We start from the raw sequence: 22,448 nt of genomic DNA on the forward strand, positions 1-22,448 counted from the left end.
GTCTCTGTCAGTTGAGGATCATCGATCTTGCGCCTTTTACGTATTCCCGCGTTGATTGTTCTCATTCTCCTGACAGTCTTTGCCTTTGTGTGGGGCGGGCTTGCTCTCTGGTATCAACTGCCATTCGGCCTTCCCGGTGTCGCCGGTCTGGTTGCCGTCTGGGTCATTATCGGCCTTGTCGTCCTCTGGCTTGAAGTGACCGGACGCGTCCGCCGTGCTTTGGTTGTGTTTATACCGGTTATGGCTGCCCTGCTGTTCTGGTGGAGCACAATCACGCCATCGCTCAATCGCATCTGGGCCGATGACGTGGCGCAGACTGTGACAGGCACACTTAGCGGCAATCATGTCACTCTGGCCAATATCCGCAATTTTGAATGGCGCAGCGCAACGGATTACACCCCGCGCTGGGAAGTCCGCTCTTACGATTTGGAGAAACTCGACTCGGTGGATGTGTTTTTATCCTATTGGTCGAGCCCGGCCATTGCCCATACGCTGGTGAGCTTTGGTTTTACCGATGGCGAGCACGTCGTGTTCTCCGCCGAAATCCGGAAAGAGCGTCACGAGCAGTTTTCCGAAGTGGGCGGCTTCTTCAAGGAGTTTGAGCTGGCGATGATCGCCGCCGATGAGCGTGACATTATCCGCGTACGCACCAATATCCGTAAGGAAGACGTTTATCGCTACCGGATCAACATGACACCGGAAATGCGTCAGGCGCTGTTTCTGTCCTATCTGGATACGGGAAACCGCCTGTCGAAAGAAGCACAGTTTTACAACACAATAACGGCTAATTGCACGACGGTGATTTTCGATATGATCCGGGCCATTACACCCGGTCTCCCGATTGACTACCGCGTCATTCTATCGGGATATCTACCCGGTTATTTGTATGATCTTGGCGCGATAGACCGAAGCAAGCCGCTTGAACAGGTCATTCAGGCCGCATCAATCAACCAGCGCGCGATGGACGCCGACAAGGCTGAAGACTTTTCTGCGAGAATACGCGCTGACAACTAAAGCCGTCTGGCGCGGAAGAATTCCTTGAGGATGATCTCGGCTTCCTGTTCCTGGAAGCCGGAATAGACCTCCGGCGCATGATGACAGGTTGGTTGCGCGAAAAATCGTGCGCCATTTTCCACGCCGCCGCCCTTCATATCCTGCGCGCCATAATACAAACGCCGGATGCGGGCGAAGGACATCGCCGCAGCGCACATGGTGCAGGGTTCAAGCGTCACATAAAGATCGCAGCCTGTCAGCCGTTCATCATCGAGCATTGCGCAAGCAGCCCGGATGACAAGAACCTCGGCATGAGCCGTAGGATCATTAAGCTCGCGCGTGCGATTTCCTGCCTGCGCAAGCACCTTGCCGTCCTTGACCAGAACAGCGCCAACGGGCACTTCACCACGCTTTGCCGCGGCTCTAGCCTCGGCCAATGCAAGGTCCATAGGTCCCATAGGATCAGTTTTTTGGTTCACGCTGCACTCATTGTCCAGAATTTACTCGCAAGCTGCCGTCATAGCTGGTAGTTAGCCCCGCTGAAAGGCAAACATTCCATGACCAGTTCAAATGATGACGGAAAGGGCGGTAAACGTCCCTTTGAAAAGCGCAGCTTCGACAAGAAGGGCGCCGATGGCGGCCGTGGTGGCCGTCCGGCCCCGCGCAAATATGATGATGGTGCGCGGGATCCCGCGACGCGCGGTCCGCGCAAATCATCTTTTGAGGAAGCGCCAGTTGATGACAGCGAGCGTATCGCCAAGCGCCTTGCCCGCGCAGGCATAGCCTCGCGCCGCGAAGCCGAAACGATGATCGCCGCAGGGCGTATCTCGGTCAATGGCAAGGTGCTTGCCAGCCCGGCGATCAACGTCAAGCGTGAAGATCGCATTGAAGTTGATGGCAAGCCATTGCCGCAGAAAGAACGCACCCGTCTGTGGCTCTATCACAAGCCTGCGGGTCTGGTGACGACCAATCGCGACCCGGAAGGCCGTCAGACTGTTTTTGAATCGCTGCCGAAGGATATGCCGCGCGTTCTGTCCGTCGGACGTCTCGATATCAACACGGAAGGCCTTTTGCTGCTGACCAATGATGGCGGCCTGTCGCGTGCGCTTGAACTTCCATCCACTGGCTGGCTGCGCCGTTACCGTGTCCGCGCCCATGGCAGCGTGACGCAGGAAAAGCTCGATACGCTGAAAGACGGCATTGCCGTTGAAGGCGTGTTCTACGGCGCAATCGAAGCGACGCTGGAACGCGAGCAGGGCTCCAATGTCTGGATCATGATGGGTCTGCGGGAAGGCAAGAACCGCGAAGTCAAGAATGTGCTTGGCGCGCTTGGCCTTTCAGTCAATCGCCTGATCCGCATTTCCTACGGCCCGTTCCAGTTGAGCGATCTGCCTGAAGGTTCAGTGCGGGAAATGAACGGCCGCACATTGCGCGACCAGCTCGGCGAGCGCCTGATCGAAGAATCCGGTGCTGATTTTGAAGCGCCGATCATCAATGTCTTTTCCAATGATGCGGTAAAGGGTGAGGCGGTTGTACAGCAGCCTGCTGCCGATCGCCCGGCGCGCCGCTCCTCGGAGTGGATTTCAAGCGCACCGGTTGCCAAAAGCCGTGGCCCGCGCAAGTCCAAGGACGAGAAGCGCGAAGAATCCCTGTCGCGTCTGACAACGGACCGCAGCGAACGCCCCGGCGCTTCTCGCGATGCCCGTGGTGGCCGTGACGAGCGTCCGGCCCGTGCGCCGCGTGCGGATGATCGCAAGCCGCGCGCCGATGACCGCAAACCGCGTGATGCTTCAGCGCCGAGAGGCAAAGGTGCAAAGGCTGAGGAGCCGCTACCGCCGCGTGCCCGCTCTGCCAATGTCTGGATGGCGCCCGGTGCACGTCCAGTCGGCAAGCCCAAGGCCAAAACTGGTGAACCACGCGGTGAGCGCAGGAATTCCGATGCTCCCCGCACCGAACGGCCAAAGCGTTTCGAGGAAGGTTCTTCGCGTTCTGCGGGCGACCGTCCGCAGCGTGAACGTCCCGCTGCTGCCTACGCAGGCGGCGACAAGCCGCGCAGCTATTCCCCGCGTCCACCACGCGGCGATGATGACAGAGCCGAGCGTCCAAAGCGTTCTTTTGGTTCGGATCGTCCAGAAGGGTCGCGTGATGGCCCGCGTCCACCCCGTCCTCCACGGGTCGGCAAGCGTGAGCGCGCCGAGTTGAAGGAACGCGAAGCCGGTGGCGGCAAGCCGTCATTCCAGTCTGATCGCCCGGCGCGTTCCGATCGCCCTTATGGCACGAGCGGTGGTCCGGGTAGGTCGGAGGGCCGTTCCGGCGATCGACCCTATGGCGGTCCAAAAGGTGCGGCGCCTCGCGGTGCTCCATCAGGTGGCCCGAAGGGTCCGCGCAGTGGTGGTTCTGGCGGCGGTGCAGGTCGTCCCCCACGCAAGCCTAAGCCATAGGCGTGGATTTGATGCGGATTGTCGGCGGCAAATTTCGCGGGCGGGCATTGGCAACGCCAAACACCAATGCCATCCGGCCAACCACGGATCGGACGCGGGAAAGCCTTTTCAACATTCTGGTGCACAATTATCCGGAAAAGTTCGAAGCGACCCGCGTGCTTGATCTTTTTGCTGGGACAGGCGCTTTGGGGCTTGAAGCCATATCGCGCGGTGCGCGCTATGGTGTGTTCATTGAGGAGTCGACCGAGGGGCGCGGTCTGATCCGCACCAATGTCGAAGCCTTCGGCCTGCTTGGCAACACCAAGATTTTCCGCCGCGACGCAGCCAAACTTGGAGAAGCCGGGACAATCGAGCCGTTTGATCTCGTCTTCGCCGACCCGCCCTATGGCAAAGGTCTTGGAGAACTTGCCTTCAAATCCGCACTTGAAGGCGGTTGGCTCAATCCCGACACACTTCTCGTGCTTGAAGAAGAGGCCGAAGCCGTGATCAATCTTGATCCGCGATTCGCGGTGGTGGAAGAACGTCACTACGGCGGAACAATCATACGATTTGTCACGTTGAGCGGCTAAACCGCTGCATTGTTGAACAGGATTGCGAAGGAAGATTGATGTCGCAAGTAATAGGCCGCACCGTTGCGGCATTCGTTTTGGCCGGAACCTTGTCGACTGCCGGTTTCATTCTTCCCACACATGCCCAGACCATGGCGCAGCTGACGGCAGAGGTTCAGAAAGCCGATAGCGCCGGTGTCTCGTCCTTCCATCTGGAAAATGGACTTGAGGTTGTGGTGATCCCCGATCATCGCGCACCCGTTGTCACCCATATGCTGTGGTACCATGTAGGTTCAGCGGATGAAGACCCCGGCAAGTCAGGCATTGCGCATTTCTTCGAACATCTGATGTTCAAGGCGACCAAGACCTATCCGGCAGGCGAATTTTCCCGCAAGGTTGCCGAGATCGGCGGTCAGGAAAACGCCTTCACTTCCTATGATTATACCGCCTTCTTCCAGCAGGTGTCGCCGCAGGCGCTCGAAATGGTCATGACCTATGAGGCGGACCGCATGGAAAACCTCATCCTCAACGATGATGTGGTGAAGACAGAGCGCGACGTTGTTCTGGAAGAGCGCCGTTCACGCGTCGATACCAATCCGGCGGCGCTTTTGTCTGAAGAAGTGAATGCAACGCTTTACCAGAACCATCCTTACCGGTTCCCGGTCATCGGCTGGTTGCATGAGATGGAGCAGCTCAACCTCAAGGATGGTTTGGCATTCTATGAGAAATTCTACACGCCCAACAATGCGACGCTCGTCGTTTCGGGTGACGTTGATGCCGACACCGTGAAAGCGCTGGCTGAAAAGACCTATGGCAAGGTGCCACGCCGCTCGGAACCCGGTAAACGCATAAGGCCGCAGGAACCGGAGCAAAACACCAAGCGTACTGTATCGCTGGCCGATCCGCGCGTATCGCAGCCAAGCTTCCAGAAATTATGGCTCGTACCGTCCTATAACAATGCCAAGCCGGGCGAAGCCGAAGCGCTTGATCTCTTAAGTGAAATTCTTGGTGGTTCGACGCGCAGCCGCGTCTATCAGGCACTTGTTGTGAAGGATGGGCTCGCCGCCAGCGCTGGCGTCTATTATCAGGGTGGATCGCTGGATGACGGCACGTTCTCTGTCTATGGCGCGCCGCGTGGTTCGGCCTCGCTGCAGCAGGTCGAGGCAGGTGTTGATGCGCAGATCGCCCGTATCATCAAGGACGGCGTGACAGAAGACGAATTGGAACAGGCGCGTAACCGCTTTTTGAAAAGCGTTATCTTCGCCCGTGACAGTCAGGCCGGAATGGCGCGTATTTACGGCTCGACGCTTTCAACAGGCCAGACGATCAAGGACATTCAGGAATGGCCGGATCGTATTCAGGCGGTAAAAGTTCAGGACATCAAGGATGTGGCCAAACGCTATCTTGTCGATGCCCGTTCTGTCACCAGTTACCTGATGCCGGAGGACGGCAAGCCCGACGAGAAAATTCCGTCAACAGGTGAAGCTGCACCTGTTCAGCCGCAAACTGAGGGAGTCATCCAATGACCAGAATGTTGACACCCGTTTTCGGCAGGATCGCTGCTGCATTGCTTTTTGTCATCTTTGCTGCCGCCCCTGTTTATGCGGTGGAGATCAAGGAAGTGGTCTCACCCAAGGGCATTCGTGCGTGGCTGGTGCAGGATGACTTTGTTCCGCTGATCGCCCTGCGGTTTTCCTTCGAGGGCGGTTCGGCGCAGGACCCCAAAGGCAAGGAAGGCCTTGCCAATCTGATGACCGGGCTCTTTGACGAGGGCGCTGGTGATTTCGATTCAGACGCGTTTCAGGAAAAGCTCGACAATGTTGGCGCTGAAATGGGTTTCAGTGCTGATGACGACCGTATCTCTGGCGCTATGCGTATGCTCGCCGATAAGCGCGATGAGGCGGTTGATCTTCTGGCGCTTGCGGTGAACAAACCGCGTTTCGATCAGGCACCGATTGATCGTATTCGCCAGCAGCTTGTTGCCAATATCAAGGCGTCGGAACGCGATCCAAACACCATCGCCGGACGCAAATTTGCCGAAGCGCTCTATGGCGATCATCCCTATGGTCGCCAGTCGCAGGGCACCGAAGCCAGTCTGGCATCCATTACCCGTGATGATCTCGTCGGCTATCACAGCCACGTCTTTGCCCGTGACAAGTTGATCGTCGGCGTTGTCGGTTCAATCAGTCCCGAACAGCTGGCTCCTTTGCTCGACAAGGTTTTTGGCGATCTGCCCGAGAAGGCGCAGCTCGAGCCGGTCAAGGATGCCAATCTTGCGTTGGGCAAGACGACCCGTGTCGACTACCCCTTGCCGCAGACATCAATTTCCATGGTTTATCCGGGCGTGCGTCGTCAGGATGCCGATTTCTTCCCGGCCTTTGTCATGAATCATATTCTGGGCGGCGGCAGTTTCTCCTCACGTATTTACAACGAGGTTCGCGAAAAGCGCGGCCTTGCCTATTCCGCCGGTTCGGCTCTCGTCAGCCGCGATCATATGGCAGCGCTGACGATTTCGACGGCAACCCGTTCTGATCGTTCAGGCGAAACCTTGCAAATTATCAAGGATGAAGTTGCCCGCATGGCCAAGGATGGCCCGACTGAGGATGAACTGGTCGAAGCCAAGAAATATCTTGTTGGCTCTTACGCCATCAATAATCTGGATTCATCATCCGCCGTTGCCAGCACACTTATTGGGCTTCAGGATGAACATCTTGGCCGGGACTATATCGACAAGCGGGCAGACCTGATCAATGCTGTGACGTTGGATCAGGTAAAGGCTGCGGCAAAGAAATTGCTCGAAACCGAACCGGCAATTCTGATTGTTGGTCCGCCCCAGTCCTGATTGAGGATATGCCATGATTGCGCGTGATCTCGAAAGTATATCCGGTTCTGCTGGCACCAGTGTTGTCAGCAGTTCGCCGAGCTTCGCCATCGCTTTTGGCGGCGGCGGGGCGAGGGGATTGGCGCATATTAATGTCATCGAGGCATTGGACGAGCTTGGCATCAAGCCGGTGGCCATTTCAGGGTCTTCTATTGGCGCGATCATGGGTGCGGGTATGGCTGCCGGCATGACCGGGCGGGACATCCGCGAATATGCCATTGCCACCCTGTCACGGCGTGCCGAAATAGCGGCGCGCCTTTGGCGTCTGCGCCCGGCGACATTCGGCGAAATGTTCGGTGGAGGCATCCGCTTCAGTCAGTTCAACATCGAAAAGGTTCTCAAGACCTTTCTGCCGGAACAGATACCAGAGACATTCGAGGAATTGCCCATACCGCTCAGTGTCACGGCAACCGACTTTTACGGCCAGCGCGAAATCCCGATTAACGAGGGCGATCTTTTCAACGCCATTGCCGCCTCCGCTGCCATCCCTGCATTGTTTAGACCGGTGCGCCGGGATGACCGTGTGCTGATTGATGGCGGCATCTACAATCCGGTGCCGTTCGATCATCTCAAGGACAAGGCGAAATTCGTCATCGGCATTGATGTGGTTGGTGGGCCGGAAGGCGATGGGCGTAAATTCCCGTCATCGATTGACGCGATGTTCGGGGCAAGCCAGTTGATGATGCAATCTATCATCGCGACGCGGCTGCGCACCGATCCGCCTGCCATCTTCCTGCGGCCGAGCGTTGCCCGTTTCGGGGTTCTGGATTTCCTGCGGGTGGAACAGGTGTTGAACGAATCAATCGGTATCAAGGACGAGCTGAAGCGCGCTGTTGATGCCGCCATCACCTATACGGAACATGCCGAGCAGGAATAACGGCAGCGATCTGCCTTCGGATCAGAAAAACATCGGTACTATGTTGAGATAAATGAAGTAGCAGAAAGCTGCTCCTGAAAGTGCCATGCAGTACCACAGCAGCGCCACGGCAAAATGCTTAACTTTCGGTGCGTGCCATACGCGATAGACAAAGGATGCTAATCCACCGGCAGCAGCGATTACAAAGGTCATCATGATGAACGCGCCTGTCTGAATGCGAATTCATCTCTTGTATCTGAGGCGGTGCGACATCAGAATCCGTATGCCTACTTATCCGAGCGCAGCTGCATCAGTGCCTTGCCAGCGTCGACTTATTCTGCGGGTTCCGGGTCTGGAAGCATCTCTTCCGTATCAATACGCTTGGATTCACGCGTTGGCTTGATCAGCGGTTCCGGCGTCACTGGCCGCGTCAGCAGCAGGTCATTGCCTGCCATCAGCCCTTCCGACGCCTGAATGTGCAGCCGGTCTTCATCGCGGCTGCGGATGTCTTCCATGATCTCATAGGCCACGTCTTCGCTCGTTCCGAGTTCTTCCAGCGTGCGTCGGCCAAAAAGCAGGCCCGACTCGAAAGTTTCACGCAATTCGTACTGCACGCCCTTGGCTCTGAGTTTCAACGTGTGGCCGCGATCATAGGAGCGCACAAACAGCTTGATATCAGGATATTCCGACTGGATCAGATCGACAATCTTGTCCGTGATCTCCCGCTTGTGCGTACAGACGGCGACAATCTTCGCTTGCCGGATACCGGCCGCCTCCAGCACTTCCTTGCGGGTGCCATCACCGAAGTAAATGCGAAAACCGAATTTCGAGGCGGCGCGGATGCGATCGGCGGAGGCATCAATCAGGGTAACGCTCGTACCACCAGCCAGAAGGATTTGCGCCGCGATCTGGCCGTAGCGCGAAAAGCCGATCATCAGGACATCGGCTCCGGCGGCACCATCAAAATCCTCGTCAATCTGTTCTTCCGCATTTGGGTCAACGAGAAAGCGATTACCGAGCGCGACGGATAGCGGCATGACTGCCATGGACAGCGTGACAACTGCGATCATCTCGGAAGCTGTTGATGAGCTTAGCAATCCGGCCGCTGCGGCTGTCGTGAACAGCACGAAACCGAACTCACCACCCTGCGGCAGGAAGAATGCAATGCGGATCGCATCATTGTGATTACAACGGAAAAGCCGCGCGAGCACATAGACCACCAAAGCCTTGACGGCCATGAACACGGGAACAGCAAGAAGGATCATTTGCCAGTCGGCAAGGATAACCTTGAGATCAATCGACAGCCCGACCGCCATGAAGAACAGGCCGAGAAAGATACCGCGAAATGGCTCGATATCCGCTTCCAGTTCGTGCCGATAGGACGATTCAGCCAGCAGCACCCCGGCAATGAAAGCGCCCATAGCCATGGAAAGCCCGGCAAACTGCATCAGCAGTGCAGCGCCGAGCACCACGAACAAGGCGGCAGCAATCATCACCTCGCGCGCGCCGGTGTTGGCGATAAAGCGAAACAGCGGATTGAGCAGATAGCGACCCACCGCAACGATAGCGCCGATACAGATGATAGCGATCAGGAACTTGCCAAGAGGATCAGCTTCGTGTTGGGCGGAGCCCGGCGCCAGTACGGGAATCATTGCCAGCAAAGGAACGATGGCGAGATCCTGAAACAGCAAAATGGCAAAGGATGTCTGACCATGTGGCATATTGGTTTCGCCGCGCTCTTCCAATATCTGCATGGCAAAGGCTGTTGATGACAGGGCAAGACCGAAGCCGATAACCAATGCTGCCTGCCAGCTCATGAGATGGAAGGCCAGAATGAGCCCGGTCAGTACGGCACCCGAAACGATAACCTGCGCCGCGCCAAGGCCAAAAATCGCATGGCGCATGTTCCAAAGGCGCGTCGGCTTCAGTTCAAGTCCGATGACAAACAGCAGGAAAACCACGCCCAGCTCGGAGAAATGCAGGACCTGTTCGCCATCGGTGATCAGATTGGCCAGCGGTCCGATCAAAAGGCCCGCCGCCAGATATCCCAGCACTGTTCCAAGGCCCAACCGCTTGAACAATGGGGCGGCAATGATTGCTCCAGCCAGCAGAGCCAGAGCCTGAAAATAGAGATTGCCGCTTTGTGAAAGCATGAGCCTGACCCAGTCTGTTGCGAATGTTACGCGTGTTTGCCTTGATAGACCCAAATTTGCACCATATAGGAGGCAGTGCATCATCTGATTATTGGTCAGATATGTCCTTGCATCCTATCATGCAATCAACTCTAGGGATGAATATGATCGAGCCGGCCAATTCCCGCGAATTCGTTGACAACGCTGCTGCGCTTGTCGAAGCCGCACGCAAAGCCGGAGCAGACGCCGCCGATGCGGTTGTCGTGCGTTCGCGGTCCACGGGCGTCAGCGTCAGGCTTGGCAAGGTCGAGGCGACCGAATCTTCGGAAAGTGACGATTTTTCCTTACGCGTTTTTGTTGGCAGGAAAGTGGCAAGCATATCGGCAACCGCCGGTTCCGATCCAAAAATTCTGGCTGAGCGCGCCGTCGCCATGGCGAAGGTCTCGCCTGATGATGCCTTTGAAGGTCTAGCCGACCCTGATAATCTGGTGCGCACCATTCGCGATCTTGATCTGTTTGATCCCACCGTTGTCGAAGCTGCGCGTCTGACACAGGATGCCCTTGCGGCTGAAGAGGCGGCTCTTGCGGTTGAAGGCGTTACCAATTCCGGTGGCGCATCCGCCTCCGCCGGTCTTGGCGGCATGGTTCTCGTCACCTCGGGTGGCTTCGTCGGCCATTACATGGGATCGCGGTTTTCCCGTTCGGTCAGTGCTATTGCTGGTACGGGTACGGGAATGGAACGCGATTATGATTTTTCCTCACGCCAGCATTTTGATGCGCTTGAGGACCCGGCTGCCATTGGCCGTTCCGCCGCAGCGCGTGCGGTGAAACGCCTTGGCGCACGGCAGGCCAAAACAGGCCTCGTCAATGTTGTGTACGATCCTCGCGTGGCGCGTGGTATTGCGTCCCATCTGTCCAGCGCCATCAACGGTTCTTCCGTTGCGCGCAAGACGAGCTTTCTCAAAGATCGCATGAACGAGAAGATCCTCGCTGACAGTATCAATGTCACCGATGATCCGCTGCGTATTCGCGGGTCTTCCTCGCGCCCATTCGATGGCGAGGGGATCGAGGGTCAGGCGCTGACCATGGTCGAAAACGGCGTGTTGAAGCACTGGTTCCTGTCCACATCGACGGGCAAGGAATTGGGGCTCAGCACCAATGGGCGCGGCGTTCGCTCCGGCACTGGCGTGGTTCCATCATCCACCAATTTTGCCATTGAACCGGGCGAGCAGACGCCCGAAGCGCTGATCCGCGCTGTTGGAACGGGCTTCTATGTCACGGAGCTTTTCGGTCAGGGCGTCGATATGATCACGGGACAGTATAGCCGTGGCGCATCCGGTTACTGGATCGAAAACGGTGAACTTGCCTATCCGGTCAGTGAAGTTACGATTGCCTCCAATCTGAAGGATATGTTCCTCAGTCTGGTGGCAGCAAATGATATTGACCGTAATTTTGGCGTTGCCAGTCCAACACTCGTAATCGAAGGCATGACTCTTGCCGGCAAGTGAACAAAACCGTGATGATCTTGCCCTGATCAGGGAAGCAGCCGAAGGCGCCGGGCGCATTGCCCTGTCCTATTTCCGGCAGGACCCGCAGGTCTGGATGAAAACCGGCAATTCGCCGGTGAGCGAGGCTGACCTTGCCGCGGACAAATATCTGAAAGACATGCTTCTGACAGCCCGGCCTGATTATGGCTGGATTTCCGAAGAAACCCTTGATGACCGTGCAGCGGCGTCGCGCCGGCGCTTTTTCGTTGTTGATCCCATTGACGGCACGCGCGCCTTTATTGAAGGTTCGGATGTCTGGTGCGTCAGCGTTGCTGTTATCGAGGATGGCAGGCCCGTTGCCGGTGTGCTCGAATGCCCGGCCCGCAATCAGACGATCACAGCACTGCCGGGACAGGGTGCCGAGCAAAATGGAACCTCCATTCACGTCAGCACCAGTGGCGTGCCGTTCAAAGTCGCTGGTCCCGGACCTTTCCTGAAGAAACTGCCGGAACATTTTCAGCAGTCGATGGAGGCCGCTCCCTATATCGCCTCGCTCGCCTATCGCATCGCCATGGTGGCGCGCGGCGATATAGCAGGCACATTTGTGCGACCAAACTCGCATGACTGGGATTTGGCCGCTGCGGACCTGATTTTGGCTGAGGCTGGTGGTCGTGTCCTTTCGGCCGATGGCGAGCCACTCATCTATGGCCTTCGTAACCACGAGAGGGGCGATTACCGCCATGGCGCGCTCGTCGCGGCCAGCGGATTGCTCATGGACAACATGTTGGACGTTGTCGCCGAAACCGCCTTCGGTTAAACAGGCTAAAAATTATCGATAACTTGAACGGATGGGCGACCATGAGCGAAAATACAGCAGAATCGAAACAACTGCTTCACCTGGTTTTTGGCGGCGAGCTGAAGAAGCTCGGCGGTGTTGAATTCCGCGATCTGGAAAAGCTGGATGTTGTCGGCATTTATCCGAACTTCGAAACGGCGCAGCGCGCCTGGAAGTCCAAGGCTCAGCAGACCGTCGACAATGCGCATATGCGCTATTTCATCGTCCATATGCACAAGCTGCTTGACCCTGATACAGGCAAGGCAAGCTGACCGGTCTCCGGTCACGCATTGACAGCGGCATGATGGATAACAGCACAGCAACCGCCAAGGTACCCCGCAAGAAGAACGGGGTGCTGAAACGGTTTTGGCGCTCGGTGCGCGGGCCTCTGGCGAAATCGCGCTTTGTCCGCTCGATGATTGTCTGGCTGATCACGCAGTTTTTCCGGCTCGTCAACAACACCAATCCGCGCCTGCCCGGCTCATCCGATCTGGAAGACATGAAGCGCGGCGGTGAGCCTTTCATCGCCGTTGCCTGGCATGGCCAGCACCTGATGGCACCGTTTCTGATGCCGCGCGGTGTGCGCTTTGTCGCCATGTTCTCCAAGAGCAAGGATGCGGAACTGAATGCCCGCGTGGCAGAGCGGTTCGGCGTCGAGATTATTCGCGGCTCCGGCGGCAGGGAGCCGACAAAAAGTATTGAAAAGGGCGGCGTTAGAGCTTTGCTCGCCCTGAAAAAGGCATTGAAGGACGGTAAGACTGCGGCGATGATTGCTGATATTCCCCATGGAACACCGCGAGACTCCGGTCTCGGTGTCATACTTCTTGCCAAACTGTCTGGCCGCCCGATCATTCCAATCTGCTATATGACGTCACGCAGGAAAATTCTGGAGAAGAGCTGGGATAAGACAACGATTCCCTTGCCATTCGGTAAGTCAGGGTTGATTGTCGGCGACCCGATCTTTGTCCCCGAGGATGCCGATGATGCAATGCTTGAAACCAAGCGTGTCGAGTTGACCGCGAGCCTGAACGCCAACACAGCTCGGGTGCAAGCGCTTGTGGATGGTCAGGCGTGAGCGAGCGTTGGGCACGCTTCATCCTGAGCAGCTACCGCTGGGTGGGTGCGATGGCATTTCCGGTGGTTGGCGCCTATGTCGCCTTCCGTGCCAGCAAGGGCAAGGAAGAGCGCGGACGGCAGGGTGAGCGCTATGGCGTCGCCAGTGTTGCGCGGCCGACAGGGCCGCTGGTGTGGGTTCACGCGGCAAGTGTAGGGGAAACATCCGCCGTCACTCCATTGGTCGAAACCATTGTCGATATGGGCATCAATGTTGTTCTGACCACAGGCACGGTTACATCGGCCAAGATGGTGCAGGAACGTCTGGGTGACCGCGTTATCCATCAATATGTGCCGCTTGATCTGAAACCGGCGGTAGATCGTTTCCTCAGTCACTGGCAGCCGGACCTTGCCGTGATTTGCGAATCCGAAATCTGGCCCATGACCATTCTCGAACTTGGATTGCGGCGTGTGCCGCAGGTTCTGGTCAATGGCCGCCTGTCAGATAAATCCTTTGCCTCCTGGCAGAAAAGATCATCCGTCGCTGAAGCCCTGTTCGAAAATCTTGCGCATGTGGTTGCGCAGTCCGACATTGATGGCGAACGGTTCCGTGCCCTCGGCGCACGCCCGGTCACGGTATCGGGCAATCTGAAAGTGGATACGGCAGTGCCGCCTGTTGTGCAGTCCGAACTTGAGATTTTGCAGCGGCAGGTCGGCAATCGCAAGACATGGGCCGCCATCTCTACCCACCAAGGTGAGGAAGAGGTTGTTGCGCAGGTTCATCATATGCTCAAGGTCAGGCACCGTGATCTTCTGACCATCATTGTGCCGCGCCATCCGGATCGTGCGCCTGCTATCGCTGAGGAAATCGAAAAGCTTGGCATGAAGGTGGCATTGCGCAGTCGCGGCGATATCATCACGCCGGATACCGACATTTATCTTGGTGATACGATCGGCGAGATGGGTCTTTATCTCAGATTGACAGAAATTGCGTTTGTCGGGCGGTCGCTGCTGGCACAGGGTGGGCAGAACCCGCTTGAACCGGCGATGCTGAAGACAGCGATCCTGTCCGGGCGCAATGTGCAGAATTTTCGTGATTCCTACCAGCGCTTGATCAAGAATGGCGCGGCAAAGCTTATTCGCGACAAGGATATGCTGGCTGGAGCGGTGAACTATCTCTTCAACAATCCGGCTGATCGTCAGATCATGATTGATGCTGGCGTAAAAACTGTCGAAGACATGCGCGGCTCTCTTGATCTCACCATGAATGCGCTCGAACCGTTTATTCAACCATTGGTGTTGAAGGCACGTCTGAGTGCCCGTGAAGGTGGTTGGAAATGACCAGCGAAGCGCCTCCATTCTGGTGGGAAAAGCCGGATTGGCGCGCGCGGGCCTTAAGTCCTCTGTCAAAGATTTACGGCATGATTGCCGGGCGGCGCATTCGCCGCGCCGTTCCCCCTGCCGTTCCCGTGCCGGTGCTTTGCATCGGCAATTTCACCGTCGGCGGGGCGGGCAAAACACCGACTTCCATTGCCTTTGCACAGGCTGCACGTTCAGTTGGGCTCAATCCCGGCATTGTCTCGCGCGGCTATGGCGGTGCTTTTTCGGGACTACACCGGGTCGATCCTGATCATGACAGTGCCCGTCATGTGGGCGATGAACCCATGCTGCTGGCCCGTCACGCGCCGGTGGTCGTGTGCGCTGACCGCTTTGCCGGTGCAAAAGCATTGCAGGCTGCGGGATGCGATTTCATCATCATGGATGACGGGTTTCAGAGCGCGCGGTTGCATTTTGACTATGCGCTGATGGTCGTTGATGCTGGGCGCGGTATCGGCAATGGTCACGTCATTCCCGGCGGCCCGCTACGGGCACCCCTGACGGATCAGTTGGTGCGCACCGATGCCGTGCTCAAGATTGGCTCAGCCAGCGGTGCCGATGGGCTCGTGCGCAATGCTGCCCGTGCGGCCAAACCGGTATACGAGGCCACGCTTCAACCCAAGGCGGTGCTTTCCGTCATGGGGCAACCGTTGCTCGCTTTTGCCGGTATTGGCGACCCATCGAAATTCTTCCGGACATTGGAAGAGGCTGGCGGCAATGTCGTCCAGACAAGGGCATTTCCCGATCATCATCCCTATACGGATGAAGAAATAACCGATTTGATCAAAATAGCCGATGCTGAAGGACTGACATTGATCACGACGGCGAAGGATCATGTCCGCCTGCTCGACGGCAGTGAAGCCGCAAGGGCATTTGCTGCGCGAACGCAGGTGCTTGATGTGGAATTGGTCTTTGCCCATCCGCAAACAGCGGCCCGCATCATCGGTGAAACGCGGGAGCGTGCGCGCCTGCGGATTATTCGCCGCTCATAGGCCGTGGCGGAAGTTGCGCAGTCTTGGCGGCGCTTCGCGCATGGGGATATCCATGTTGTGCCCGGTCGTCTGACTATACAGCCGGTCGTTGGAAAACAGGATACGGCCCGGCAAGCCGAGTTGTACCGACAGGGCTACTTTTGGCGCTGACTTTGAAGCTGGAATTTCGATCTCATAGGCAATGGGAAAATAGCCGCTGCGGCCAAGCGTAAAGCTGGTTTCGCCAATGACAGGCATCGGCTTGGAATTGCCATTCGTTGCATCATAGGCGGTGATGTAGACGACCTGGCTTGGCGTTAACCGTGCAAAAGGCGAGCCGCGCAGATAGCCTTTGATCGTTTTGGTAGGGCCGCTATAGGCGGGTTCCTTCTTGGCACCCATCGTGGTGCAGCCACTTGTAAGCAGAGCGGTGGCAACCAGTGCGAAAAGTGCAGATCGGCGATTGAGCATCAATCAGGCTTTGCTGCGTTGCCGCAGGGATGGGTTCATCTCAAGCTCGCGCTCAAGCGAAATGGTCGCATCGGCATAGGCTTCCTGCCGGGCAACGCTCCAGTACTTCAACTCATCAAGCGGAATCTTTTCCGACGTCACGGCGCAAAGTACGTAGGAGCCCGGCGACAGGACCTGAAAGTCTCCATCGAGGTAGCGTATTTTGGCTTCGCGCGAGCCGGGGCCTTCAAACCTGTTCATTATCCGGTGTTTTCCAGTTCATATCTCTGTTCATTTAGGCGGCAGATGCCCTGCGGGTCAAGACTTCACCGTCGCCCGAACAGTCGCTCGATATCGGTGAGCTTCAATTCGATATAGGTCGGGCGTCCATGATTGCAGGTGCCCGAACCCGGCGTATCTTCCATCTGGCGCAGGAGCGCGTTCATTTCGTCGGGCTTCAAACGCCGGCCTGAGCGCACGGAACCATGGCAGGCCATGGTGGCGGCGACATGGTCGAGGATGGCTTTCAGGCCATCCGATGTATCATGTTCGGCAATCTCGTCGCTGAGGTCGCGGATGAGTTGCTGCACATCGATTTCGCCCAGCATGGACGGTGTTTCCCGCACGGCAACCGCGCCGGGACCGAAGGATTCCACCCCAAGGCCGAAGCGTGCGAGGGTTTCCGCATGGGCCACAAGCCGCTCCACATCTTCCTCGGGCAGATCGACAATTTCAGGAATGAGCAGCATTTGCGCGGGCAGGGGCCTAGAGTGCAGCGCTGTTTTCAACGCTTCATAGACAAGCCGTTCATGCGCCGCATGCTGATCGACAATGATCAGGCTGTCCTCGGTTTGCGAGACGATATAATTGGCATGGATTTGCGCCCGCGCCGCGCCGAGCGGCGAAGCCAGCAGGGCTTGCGGCACGTCTGCCGTGCTTGCGCGCGTGTCGGTTGCCAGCACATCCGCTTCCCGCAGGAAGCTGCCTATCGCTTCAGAAAAGCCATTGCCCGCATAGGGCGCGGTCTGTTCCGGTTCAAATGGTCGAAACGCTGATTGCTGTGTTGTATAATTCTGGTTGACCGAGGGAGAACCCGGCCAGCGTTGCGGCTGTGGAGCCTGATACAGTGGCTCAGCACCGCCGAGCCGAAAGGATTGCAGCATGGCTTCCGCCCCGCTGGTTGCCGCGCGAATGCCCGATTGCCCCAGCGCCTGACGGATCGCACCGACGATCAGGCCGCGCACGAGACCGGGGTCACGGAACCGCACATCCGCCTTGGCCGGATGCACGTTGACGTCGACAAGCGCCGGATCGAGATTGAGAAACAGCACCACAACCGGGTGCCGGTCACGCGAAATCACATCCGCATAGGCGCCGCGAATGGCACCCCATATCTGCTTGTCACGCACCGGGCGTCCGTTGACATAGGCAAACTGGTGCAGGCTGTTGGCGCGGTTGAAGGCGGGTATTCCGGCAAACCCTGATAGGCGCACACCATCGCGTTCCGCATCGATGGCAATGGCATTTTCAGGAAACTCCTTGCCGAGAACCTGCGAAATCCGGTCCAGCATGCCAGCCGAGCCTACGCCTGTTGCAGCCAGTTCAAGCAGTGTCCGGTCACTTCCTGCAAGCGAAAAGCGGATATGCGGAAAGGCGATGGCCACCCGCTTGACGATATCGCTGATGGCGGATGCTTCCGCCCGGTCCGTCTTCATGAACTTGAGACGCGCGGGCGTGGCAAAAAACAGGTCGCGCACTTCGGCGATGGTGCCCGCATTCATACCGGTCGGACGCGGCCCATCCATATGGCCGCCATGTACGCTGATCTCGAAACCTGAATCGGCCCGTGCCGTGCGGGATTTGACCGAAAGCCGCGATACGGAGCCAATCGAAGGCAGGGCTTCACCGCGAAAACCCAGCGCCCGGATATCATGCACATCATCGGTCAGTTTCGACGTGCAATGGCGCGAGACTGCCAATGTCAGTTCGTCCGAAGGGATGCCCGAACCATTATCGGTGATGCGGATCAGGTTCTTGCCGCCACCTGCCGTCACCACTTCAATACGTGTCGCACCCGCATCAATGGCGTTTTCGACAAGCTCTTTCACCACGCTGGCGGGGCGTTCGATGACTTCGCCCGCTGCGATCTGGTTGATGATGGTTTCGGTAAGCTGTTTGATGGCCATGTCATACATATAGGGGATTCGGCCGGTGACGGAAATTGTTCGCTGCCAAAGCGCACCGGAATATATTTTAAGCCGAAACTATCTGGTCATCGATGCAAATTTGGTGCTAGGTCTGTGAAAAGCATCATGGAGGAAATTACATGGCCAATTCCAAAGCTTCCTTTGTCTGGACGGACCCGTTTCTGCTGGAAGATCAGTTGACCGAAGACGAGCGGATGATCCGTGACAGCGCGCGGGCTTTCGCGCAGGGAGAGCTGGCACCGCGCATCGAGGAAGCCTATCTGGAAGAAAAAACCGATCCGTCGCTGTTTAAGCTGATGGGCGAGGCTGGACTTCTCGGTGTTACACTGCCGGAAGAATATGGCACCGCCGGTGCGTCCTACGTAGCCTACGGTCTGGTGGCGCGCGAAGTTGAACGTGTGGACAGCGGCTACCGCTCGATGATGAGCGTGCAGTCCTCGCTGGTCATGTATCCGATCTATGCCTATGGCTCGGAAGAACAACGCAAGAAATATCTGCCGAAACTGGCTTCGGGCGAGTGGATCGGCTGCTTTGGTCTGACCGAACCCGATGCGGGTTCTGATCCAGCCGGTATGAAGACGCGTGCCGAAAAGGTTGCCGATGGCTACCGGATTTCAGGCGCGAAAATGTGGATTTCCAACTCGCCCATCGCCGATGTCTTCGTTATCTGGGCCAAATCCGATGCCCATGACGGCCAGATTCGCGGTTTCGTCCTCGAAAAGGGCATGAAGGGTCTCTCCGCACCGAAGATTGGCGGTAAGCTTTCACTGCGTGCCTCGATCACCGGCGAAGTGGTGATGGATAGTGTTGTGGTGGGTGAAGAACATCTCCTGCCCAATGTTTCCGGCCTCAAGGGGCCGTTCGGCTGCCTCAATCGCGCTCGTTACGGCATTTCCTGGGGCGTGCTCGGTGCGGCTGAAGATTGCTGGCAGCGCACTGTGCAATATGGTCTCGACCGCAAGCAGTTCGGCAAGCCACTGGCGGCAACACAGCTGTTCCAGAAGAAATTCGCTGACATGCAGACGGAAATCACGCTCGGCTTGCAGGCAAGCCTGCGCGTTGGCCGTCTGATGGATGAAGGCCGCATGGCGCCGGAGATGATCAGTCTGGTCAAGCGCAACAATTGCGGCAAGGCATTGGATATTGCCCGCGTTGCCCGCGACATGCATGGCGGCAATGGCATCCAGATCGGCTACCATGTGATGCGTCATTCGCAGAACCTTGAAACGGTCAACACCTATGAGGGCACGCATGACGTGCATGCGCTCATTCTTGGCCGTGCGCAAACCGGCATCCAAGCTTTCTTCTGATGGCTGACAGGCTCGTCCTGCTTGGAACCAAGGGTGGCCCGGCGATACGTCAGGGCGGCCCGTCGCCGACGTCCTCACTGCTGGAAATATCAGGTCGGCGGATTGTTGTTGATTGCGGACTTGGTGTTACCCGCGCTCTGGTCAATGCGGATGTGTCGCTGAAGGATCTGGATCTGATTCTGATCACCCATCTGCATTCCGACCATGTGCTGGAATTTGGTCCGTTGCTGCATACGGCATGGACATCAGGTCTTTCCCGCAAAGTCACGGTTTATGGCCCCGCCGGGATCGATGATTACTGGTCCGGTTTCCTGCAATCCATGCGTTACGACATCGACCTGCGCATTGATGATGAGGGGCGGCCCGATCTGCGCGATCTTGTCGAGTTGAAGATTTATGCGGATGGCATCGTGCATAGGGATACGGATTTGGTGATCACCGCCTTACGGGTCGATCACCCGCCAGTCGTCGATTGTTTTGCCCTGAAGATCGAAGCTGCTGGCAAGTCCATCGTGTTCTCTGCCGATACCAGCTATTTTCCGCCACTCGCTGATTTTGCGCAAGGCGCTGATATTCTCGTGCATGAGGCGATGTTATCAGATGGTGTGGACCGTCTCGTCGCCCGAACAGGCAACGGCGCACGGCTGAAAGAACACCTTCTCGCCAGCCATACATTGATCGAGGACGCCGCCCGTATTGCCAATGCCGCTGGGGTCAAGCACCTTGCCCTGCATCACCTCATTCCAGCCGACGACCCGCAATTTGGCGAGGCCGACTGGATAAAGGCATTGAGCGGCAAGTGGGATGGCCGCTTGACCATCGGCCGCGACGGTCTGGTCATCCCGCTTTAGGGTCAGCCATTCCTGTCTGAATAAAGCTTTTCGACCGCTGCCAAGAGAATGCACAATGCAATACCCTGCGAGGCCAGTTCCACTTCAGCCAAGGAAGGGAATGTCGGCGCCAGCCGCAATGTGCGGTCATGCGGATCCTTGCCATAGGGCGAGGTTGCTCCTGCCGGGGTCAGGACCACACCGGCCTGTTTGGCCAACTCAACCACCTGTTTCGCCGTACCCTCCATTGCATCGACGCAGATGAAGTAGCCGCCCTGCGGCTTTGTCCATTCGGCGACGCCGGTTCCGGCAAGGCGCTTTTCCAGTGCCTTGATGACCGTATCGAACTTCGGCGCAATGAGACTGCGGTGCGCGGCCATATGTTTGCGAATACCGGCCTCATTCTTGAGGAACCGCACATGGCGCAGCTGGTTCAGCTTATCAGGGCCGATTGTCCGCTTGGTGGCGCTGGCGAGATACCAGCGCACATTGGCCGCTGACGACGCGAAGAACGCAAGACCTGCCCCGGCAAGCGTCACCTTGGATGTGGAAGCAAAAATAAACGCGCGATCCGGGTTTCCGGCCTTTTCGCACAGTTCAAGAATATCGGGGATTTCATGCCCTGCTTCGGTCAGATGATGCACCGCATAGGCATTGTCCCAGAACAGGCGGAAATCCGGTGCACCTGTCTTCATCGCCGCAAGCCGCTCGATCACCGCATCGGAATAGGTCTCGCCCGACGGGTTCGAATATTTCGGCACGCACCACATGCCTTTCACATTGGGATCGGCCGCAAGTGCCTCGACCATATCCATATCAGGCCCATCGCCCTTGAGCGGTACGGGTAGCATGCGGATGCCATATTCCTCGCAAATGGAGAAATGCCGGTCATAGCCGGGCACCGGGCAGATAAAGGCTGGAGATTCCGTCTTTTGCCATGGCTCGCTACCACCCGGAACGCCTTTGACCAAGGCCCAGAGCAGGCAGTCATGCATCAATGCCAGACTGGAATTGTCGCCGACGACGATACGGTCGGGCGAAGTGCCAAGCGTGGAGGAGAAGAGTGCGCGCACCTCAGCCAAGCCCTGCAGCCCGCCATAGTTACGGGCGTCTTCGCCAGCTTCACTGAAATGATCGCCATTGCCGGGTAAGGTCAGCATGCCATTGGCCAGCGCCAGCTGCTCCGGGCTCGGTTTGCCGCGGGTCATGTCGATCTTCAGCCCACGGGCGCGAAACGCCTCGTAGTCATTCAATGTCTGCTGGCGCAGAGCGGCGAGGTCGTCACTGTTCAGATCGGCAATACGGCTCATGGGAACGTTGGCTCTGTTGAATCAGGGTGGAAAAAAGGGCGGTTGGATCGGCTCGCAGGAAGCGGGCTGTGCATGAGTCAGCCCGCTCTTTGGAGATCAGCCTTTTTGCTGCTGAACAATGCCGTAAATGTTGGTCGAACGGGCACCGGAGCGGCAATAGGCAAGCACAGGACCTTCAGCTTTATCAAGCGCTGCGGCCATGGCGTCCACATCGTCCTGCGTCAATTGTCCTGATATAACCGGAACGTAATAAATCGGAATGCCCGCTTTTTCGGCAACCTTGGCAATCTCGGCAAAATCCGGCTGATCCGGCCCCTCGCCATCGGGACGGTTGCAGATGAGGGTCTGATAACCTGCCGCAGCAATATCGCGCACATCATCGGGTGAAATCTGCCCGGTCACGGCAAAGCCTTCGTCAATCTGACGGATATCCATTTTCTTTCCTTGAGAATGTGATTGGTGGCAGCACCATACATCAAACAATGGCCAATGCTACATCAAAGCCGTTTGATCGTGGCGGCAAAAGAGAGCGCATGATCAATTATTAGGCATATAATACTTATTGATGAGATAATAAGCATTTTCTGAGTGAGCATTTTAGTCAACGCACCGTGTTTCAAGATGTCATCCGATACAATCACCCACTGAATCCCTGCAAATTCAGAATTGTGCAGTGCAAACTATCCGGTTGGCACGGTCATTGCTTTGTATCCCTTGGCACAAACAACCATAAAAAGGGGTTTACCTGAATGTTCAGTCTAACAGCC

Annotated in this window: 22 protein-coding genes; 14 read left to right on the top strand and 8 right to left on the bottom strand. The window is 57.1% G+C overall.

The window, feature by feature from the left end; all coding sequences use genetic code 11:
* The first annotated feature begins 27 nt into the window (after positions 1-27).
* Positions 28-1,014, top strand: coding sequence for an Lnb N-terminal periplasmic domain-containing protein (locus BLU05_RS19270; protein ID WP_091883565.1), 987 nt, complete (start codon positions 28-30; stop codon positions 1,012-1,014).
* On the opposite strand, the gene BLU05_RS19275 is transcribed toward BLU05_RS19270, so the two are convergent.
* Entirely contained in the window at positions 1,011-1,442 is a 432-nt protein-coding gene (locus BLU05_RS19275; RefSeq protein WP_091883566.1) for a nucleoside deaminase, read from the bottom strand. The two genes, BLU05_RS19270 and BLU05_RS19275, sit on opposite strands and share 4 nt — an antisense overlap.
* A 108-nt stretch (positions 1,443-1,550) precedes the next feature.
* Between BLU05_RS19275 and BLU05_RS19280 the strand changes: the two genes are divergently transcribed.
* The 5 genes from BLU05_RS19280 to BLU05_RS19300 all read left to right on the top strand — a co-directional run bounded on the left by BLU05_RS19280 (position 1,551) and on the right by BLU05_RS19300 (position 7,740).
* Positions 1,551-3,434, top strand: a complete 1,884-nt coding sequence (locus tag BLU05_RS19280) for a pseudouridine synthase (protein ID WP_091883569.1) — start codon at positions 1,551-1,553, stop codon at positions 3,432-3,434.
* A gap of 11 nt (positions 3,435-3,445) precedes the next feature.
* Entirely contained in the window at positions 3,446-4,003 is a 558-nt protein-coding gene (gene rsmD / locus BLU05_RS19285) for a 16S rRNA (guanine(966)-N(2))-methyltransferase RsmD (RefSeq protein ID WP_091883736.1), read from the top strand.
* Between the two features lie 131 nt (positions 4,004-4,134).
* Entirely contained in the window at positions 4,135-5,508 is a 1,374-nt protein-coding gene (locus tag BLU05_RS19290) for a M16 family metallopeptidase (protein WP_244518435.1), read from the top strand.
* Entirely contained in the window at positions 5,505-6,824 is a 1,320-nt protein-coding gene (locus BLU05_RS19295) for a M16 family metallopeptidase (RefSeq protein ID WP_091883637.1), read from the top strand. Before BLU05_RS19290 ends, BLU05_RS19295 begins: the two co-directional genes overlap by 4 nt.
* A 13-nt stretch (positions 6,825-6,837) precedes the next feature.
* Positions 6,838-7,740 (top strand): patatin-like phospholipase family protein, encoded by a 903-nt coding sequence (locus BLU05_RS19300; protein WP_091883640.1) that lies wholly within the window; start codon positions 6,838-6,840, stop codon positions 7,738-7,740.
* A 21-nt stretch (positions 7,741-7,761) separates the two neighbouring features.
* Here the strand turns inward: BLU05_RS19300 and BLU05_RS26290 are convergent, their stop codons facing one another.
* Both BLU05_RS26290 and BLU05_RS19305 read right to left on the bottom strand, forming a co-directional pair.
* Positions 7,762-7,935: a hypothetical protein gene (locus BLU05_RS26290; RefSeq protein WP_175540670.1), complete on the bottom strand. Its 174-nt coding sequence runs from the start codon at positions 7,933-7,935 to the stop codon at positions 7,762-7,764.
* 116 nt (positions 7,936-8,051) lie between these two features.
* Positions 8,052-9,872, bottom strand: a complete 1,821-nt coding sequence (locus tag BLU05_RS19305) for a monovalent cation:proton antiporter-2 (CPA2) family protein (RefSeq protein WP_091883642.1) — start codon at positions 9,870-9,872, stop codon at positions 8,052-8,054.
* A gap of 143 nt (positions 9,873-10,015) precedes the next feature.
* Between BLU05_RS19305 and BLU05_RS19310 the strand changes: the two genes are divergently transcribed.
* Genes BLU05_RS19310 through lpxK form a run of 6 tightly spaced genes read left to right on the top strand, consistent with a single transcriptional unit; the run spans position 10,016 to position 15,595 of the window.
* The gene (locus tag BLU05_RS19310; protein WP_091883738.1) at positions 10,016-11,359 is read left to right on the top strand and encodes a TldD/PmbA family protein; all 1,344 of its coding nucleotides are present in this window, start codon (positions 10,016-10,018) and stop codon (positions 11,357-11,359) included.
* A complete protein-coding gene (locus BLU05_RS19315) occupies positions 11,346-12,155 on the top strand; it encodes a 3'(2'),5'-bisphosphate nucleotidase CysQ (protein WP_091883645.1) in 810 nt (269 codons plus the stop codon). Before BLU05_RS19310 ends, BLU05_RS19315 begins: the two co-directional genes overlap by 14 nt.
* A 41-nt stretch (positions 12,156-12,196) precedes the next feature.
* Entirely contained in the window at positions 12,197-12,445 is a 249-nt protein-coding gene (locus BLU05_RS19320) for a DUF4170 domain-containing protein (protein ID WP_091883647.1), read from the top strand.
* A 29-nt stretch (positions 12,446-12,474) separates the two neighbouring features.
* A complete protein-coding gene (locus tag BLU05_RS19325; protein ID WP_091883650.1) occupies positions 12,475-13,248 on the top strand; it encodes a lysophospholipid acyltransferase family protein in 774 nt (257 codons plus the stop codon).
* A complete protein-coding gene (gene waaA, locus BLU05_RS19330; RefSeq protein WP_091883652.1) occupies positions 13,245-14,567 on the top strand; it encodes a lipid IV(A) 3-deoxy-D-manno-octulosonic acid transferase in 1,323 nt (440 codons plus the stop codon). The genes BLU05_RS19325 and waaA overlap by 4 nt, the downstream gene beginning before the upstream one ends.
* The gene (lpxK, locus tag BLU05_RS19335; protein ID WP_091883655.1) at positions 14,564-15,595 is read left to right on the top strand and encodes a tetraacyldisaccharide 4'-kinase; all 1,032 of its coding nucleotides are present in this window, start codon (positions 14,564-14,566) and stop codon (positions 15,593-15,595) included. The genes waaA and lpxK overlap by 4 nt, the downstream gene beginning before the upstream one ends.
* On the opposite strand, the gene BLU05_RS19340 is transcribed toward lpxK, so the two are convergent.
* The 3 genes from BLU05_RS19340 to mutL form a co-directional block, all read right to left on the bottom strand.
* The gene (locus BLU05_RS19340; RefSeq protein ID WP_091883658.1) at positions 15,590-16,045 is read right to left on the bottom strand and encodes a hypothetical protein; all 456 of its coding nucleotides are present in this window, start codon (positions 16,043-16,045) and stop codon (positions 15,590-15,592) included. The genes lpxK and BLU05_RS19340 overlap by 6 nt on opposite strands.
* Before the next feature lie 3 nt (positions 16,046-16,048).
* A complete protein-coding gene (locus BLU05_RS19345; protein ID WP_175540671.1) occupies positions 16,049-16,285 on the bottom strand; it encodes a DUF2093 domain-containing protein in 237 nt (78 codons plus the stop codon).
* Positions 16,286-16,350: 65 nt separating this feature from the next.
* Positions 16,351-18,210, bottom strand: a complete 1,860-nt coding sequence (gene mutL, locus BLU05_RS19350; protein ID WP_091883739.1) for a DNA mismatch repair endonuclease MutL — start codon at positions 18,208-18,210, stop codon at positions 16,351-16,353.
* 140 nt (positions 18,211-18,350) lie between these two features.
* On the opposite strand from mutL, the gene BLU05_RS19355 reads away from it, so the two are divergent.
* Together BLU05_RS19355 and BLU05_RS19360 are read left to right on the top strand one after the other, a co-directional pair.
* A complete protein-coding gene (locus tag BLU05_RS19355) occupies positions 18,351-19,541 on the top strand; it encodes an acyl-CoA dehydrogenase (protein ID WP_091883663.1) in 1,191 nt (396 codons plus the stop codon).
* Positions 19,541-20,392, top strand: coding sequence for an MBL fold metallo-hydrolase (locus BLU05_RS19360; protein ID WP_091883666.1), 852 nt, complete (start codon positions 19,541-19,543; stop codon positions 20,390-20,392). Before BLU05_RS19355 ends, BLU05_RS19360 begins: the two co-directional genes overlap by 1 nt.
* Positions 20,393-20,394: 2 nt before the next feature.
* On the opposite strand, the gene BLU05_RS19365 is transcribed toward BLU05_RS19360, so the two are convergent.
* Together BLU05_RS19365 and BLU05_RS19370 are read right to left on the bottom strand one after the other, a co-directional pair.
* On the bottom strand, positions 20,395-21,681 hold the full coding sequence (locus tag BLU05_RS19365; RefSeq protein ID WP_091883668.1) for an aspartate aminotransferase type Ic: 1,287 nt from the start codon (positions 21,679-21,681) through the stop codon (positions 20,395-20,397).
* Positions 21,682-21,777: 96 nt separating this feature from the next.
* A complete protein-coding gene (locus BLU05_RS19370) occupies positions 21,778-22,116 on the bottom strand; it encodes a protein tyrosine phosphatase family protein (protein ID WP_091883671.1) in 339 nt (112 codons plus the stop codon).
* Positions 22,117-22,448 lie beyond the last annotated feature (332 nt).

This window comes from Phyllobacterium sp. OV277, from assembly GCF_900104355.1.
Taxonomy (GTDB): Bacteria; Pseudomonadota; Alphaproteobacteria; order Rhizobiales; family Rhizobiaceae; genus Phyllobacterium.

Bases quoted from the DNA above. Each gene is read 5' to 3' on its own strand.
- BLU05_RS19275 (WP_091883566.1), bottom strand. From the start codon at position 1,442: ATGGACCTTGCATTGGCCGAGGCTAGAGCCGCGGCAAAGCGTGGTGAA.
- BLU05_RS19280 (WP_091883569.1), top strand. From the start codon at position 1,551: ATGACCAGTTCAAATGATGACGGAAAGGGCGGTAAACGTCCCTTTGAA.
- rsmD (WP_091883736.1), top strand. From the start codon at position 3,446: ATGCGGATTGTCGGCGGCAAATTTCGCGGGCGGGCATTGGCAACGCCA.
- BLU05_RS19290 (WP_244518435.1), top strand. From the start codon at position 4,135: ATGGCGCAGCTGACGGCAGAGGTTCAGAAAGCCGATAGCGCCGGTGTC.
- BLU05_RS19295 (WP_091883637.1), top strand. From the start codon at position 5,505: ATGACCAGAATGTTGACACCCGTTTTCGGCAGGATCGCTGCTGCATTG.
- BLU05_RS19300 (WP_091883640.1), top strand. From the start codon at position 6,838: ATGATTGCGCGTGATCTCGAAAGTATATCCGGTTCTGCTGGCACCAGT.
- BLU05_RS26290 (WP_175540670.1), bottom strand. From the start codon at position 7,935: ATGATGACCTTTGTAATCGCTGCTGCCGGTGGATTAGCATCCTTTGTC.
- BLU05_RS19305 (WP_091883642.1), bottom strand. From the start codon at position 9,872: ATGCTTTCACAAAGCGGCAATCTCTATTTTCAGGCTCTGGCTCTGCTG.
- BLU05_RS19310 (WP_091883738.1), top strand. From the start codon at position 10,016: ATGATCGAGCCGGCCAATTCCCGCGAATTCGTTGACAACGCTGCTGCG.
- BLU05_RS19320 (WP_091883647.1), top strand. From the start codon at position 12,197: ATGAGCGAAAATACAGCAGAATCGAAACAACTGCTTCACCTGGTTTTT.
- BLU05_RS19325 (WP_091883650.1), top strand. From the start codon at position 12,475: ATGATGGATAACAGCACAGCAACCGCCAAGGTACCCCGCAAGAAGAAC.
- lpxK (WP_091883655.1), top strand. From the start codon at position 14,564: ATGACCAGCGAAGCGCCTCCATTCTGGTGGGAAAAGCCGGATTGGCGC.
- BLU05_RS19340 (WP_091883658.1), bottom strand. From the start codon at position 16,045: ATGCTCAATCGCCGATCTGCACTTTTCGCACTGGTTGCCACCGCTCTG.
- BLU05_RS19345 (WP_175540671.1), bottom strand. From the start codon at position 16,285: ATGAACAGGTTTGAAGGCCCCGGCTCGCGCGAAGCCAAAATACGCTAC.
- mutL (WP_091883739.1), bottom strand. From the start codon at position 18,210: ATGGCCATCAAACAGCTTACCGAAACCATCATCAACCAGATCGCAGCG.
- BLU05_RS19355 (WP_091883663.1), top strand. From the start codon at position 18,351: ATGGCCAATTCCAAAGCTTCCTTTGTCTGGACGGACCCGTTTCTGCTG.
- BLU05_RS19360 (WP_091883666.1), top strand. From the start codon at position 19,541: ATGGCTGACAGGCTCGTCCTGCTTGGAACCAAGGGTGGCCCGGCGATA.
- BLU05_RS19365 (WP_091883668.1), bottom strand. From the start codon at position 21,681: ATGAGCCGTATTGCCGATCTGAACAGTGACGACCTCGCCGCTCTGCGC.
- BLU05_RS19370 (WP_091883671.1), bottom strand. From the start codon at position 22,116: ATGGATATCCGTCAGATTGACGAAGGCTTTGCCGTGACCGGGCAGATT.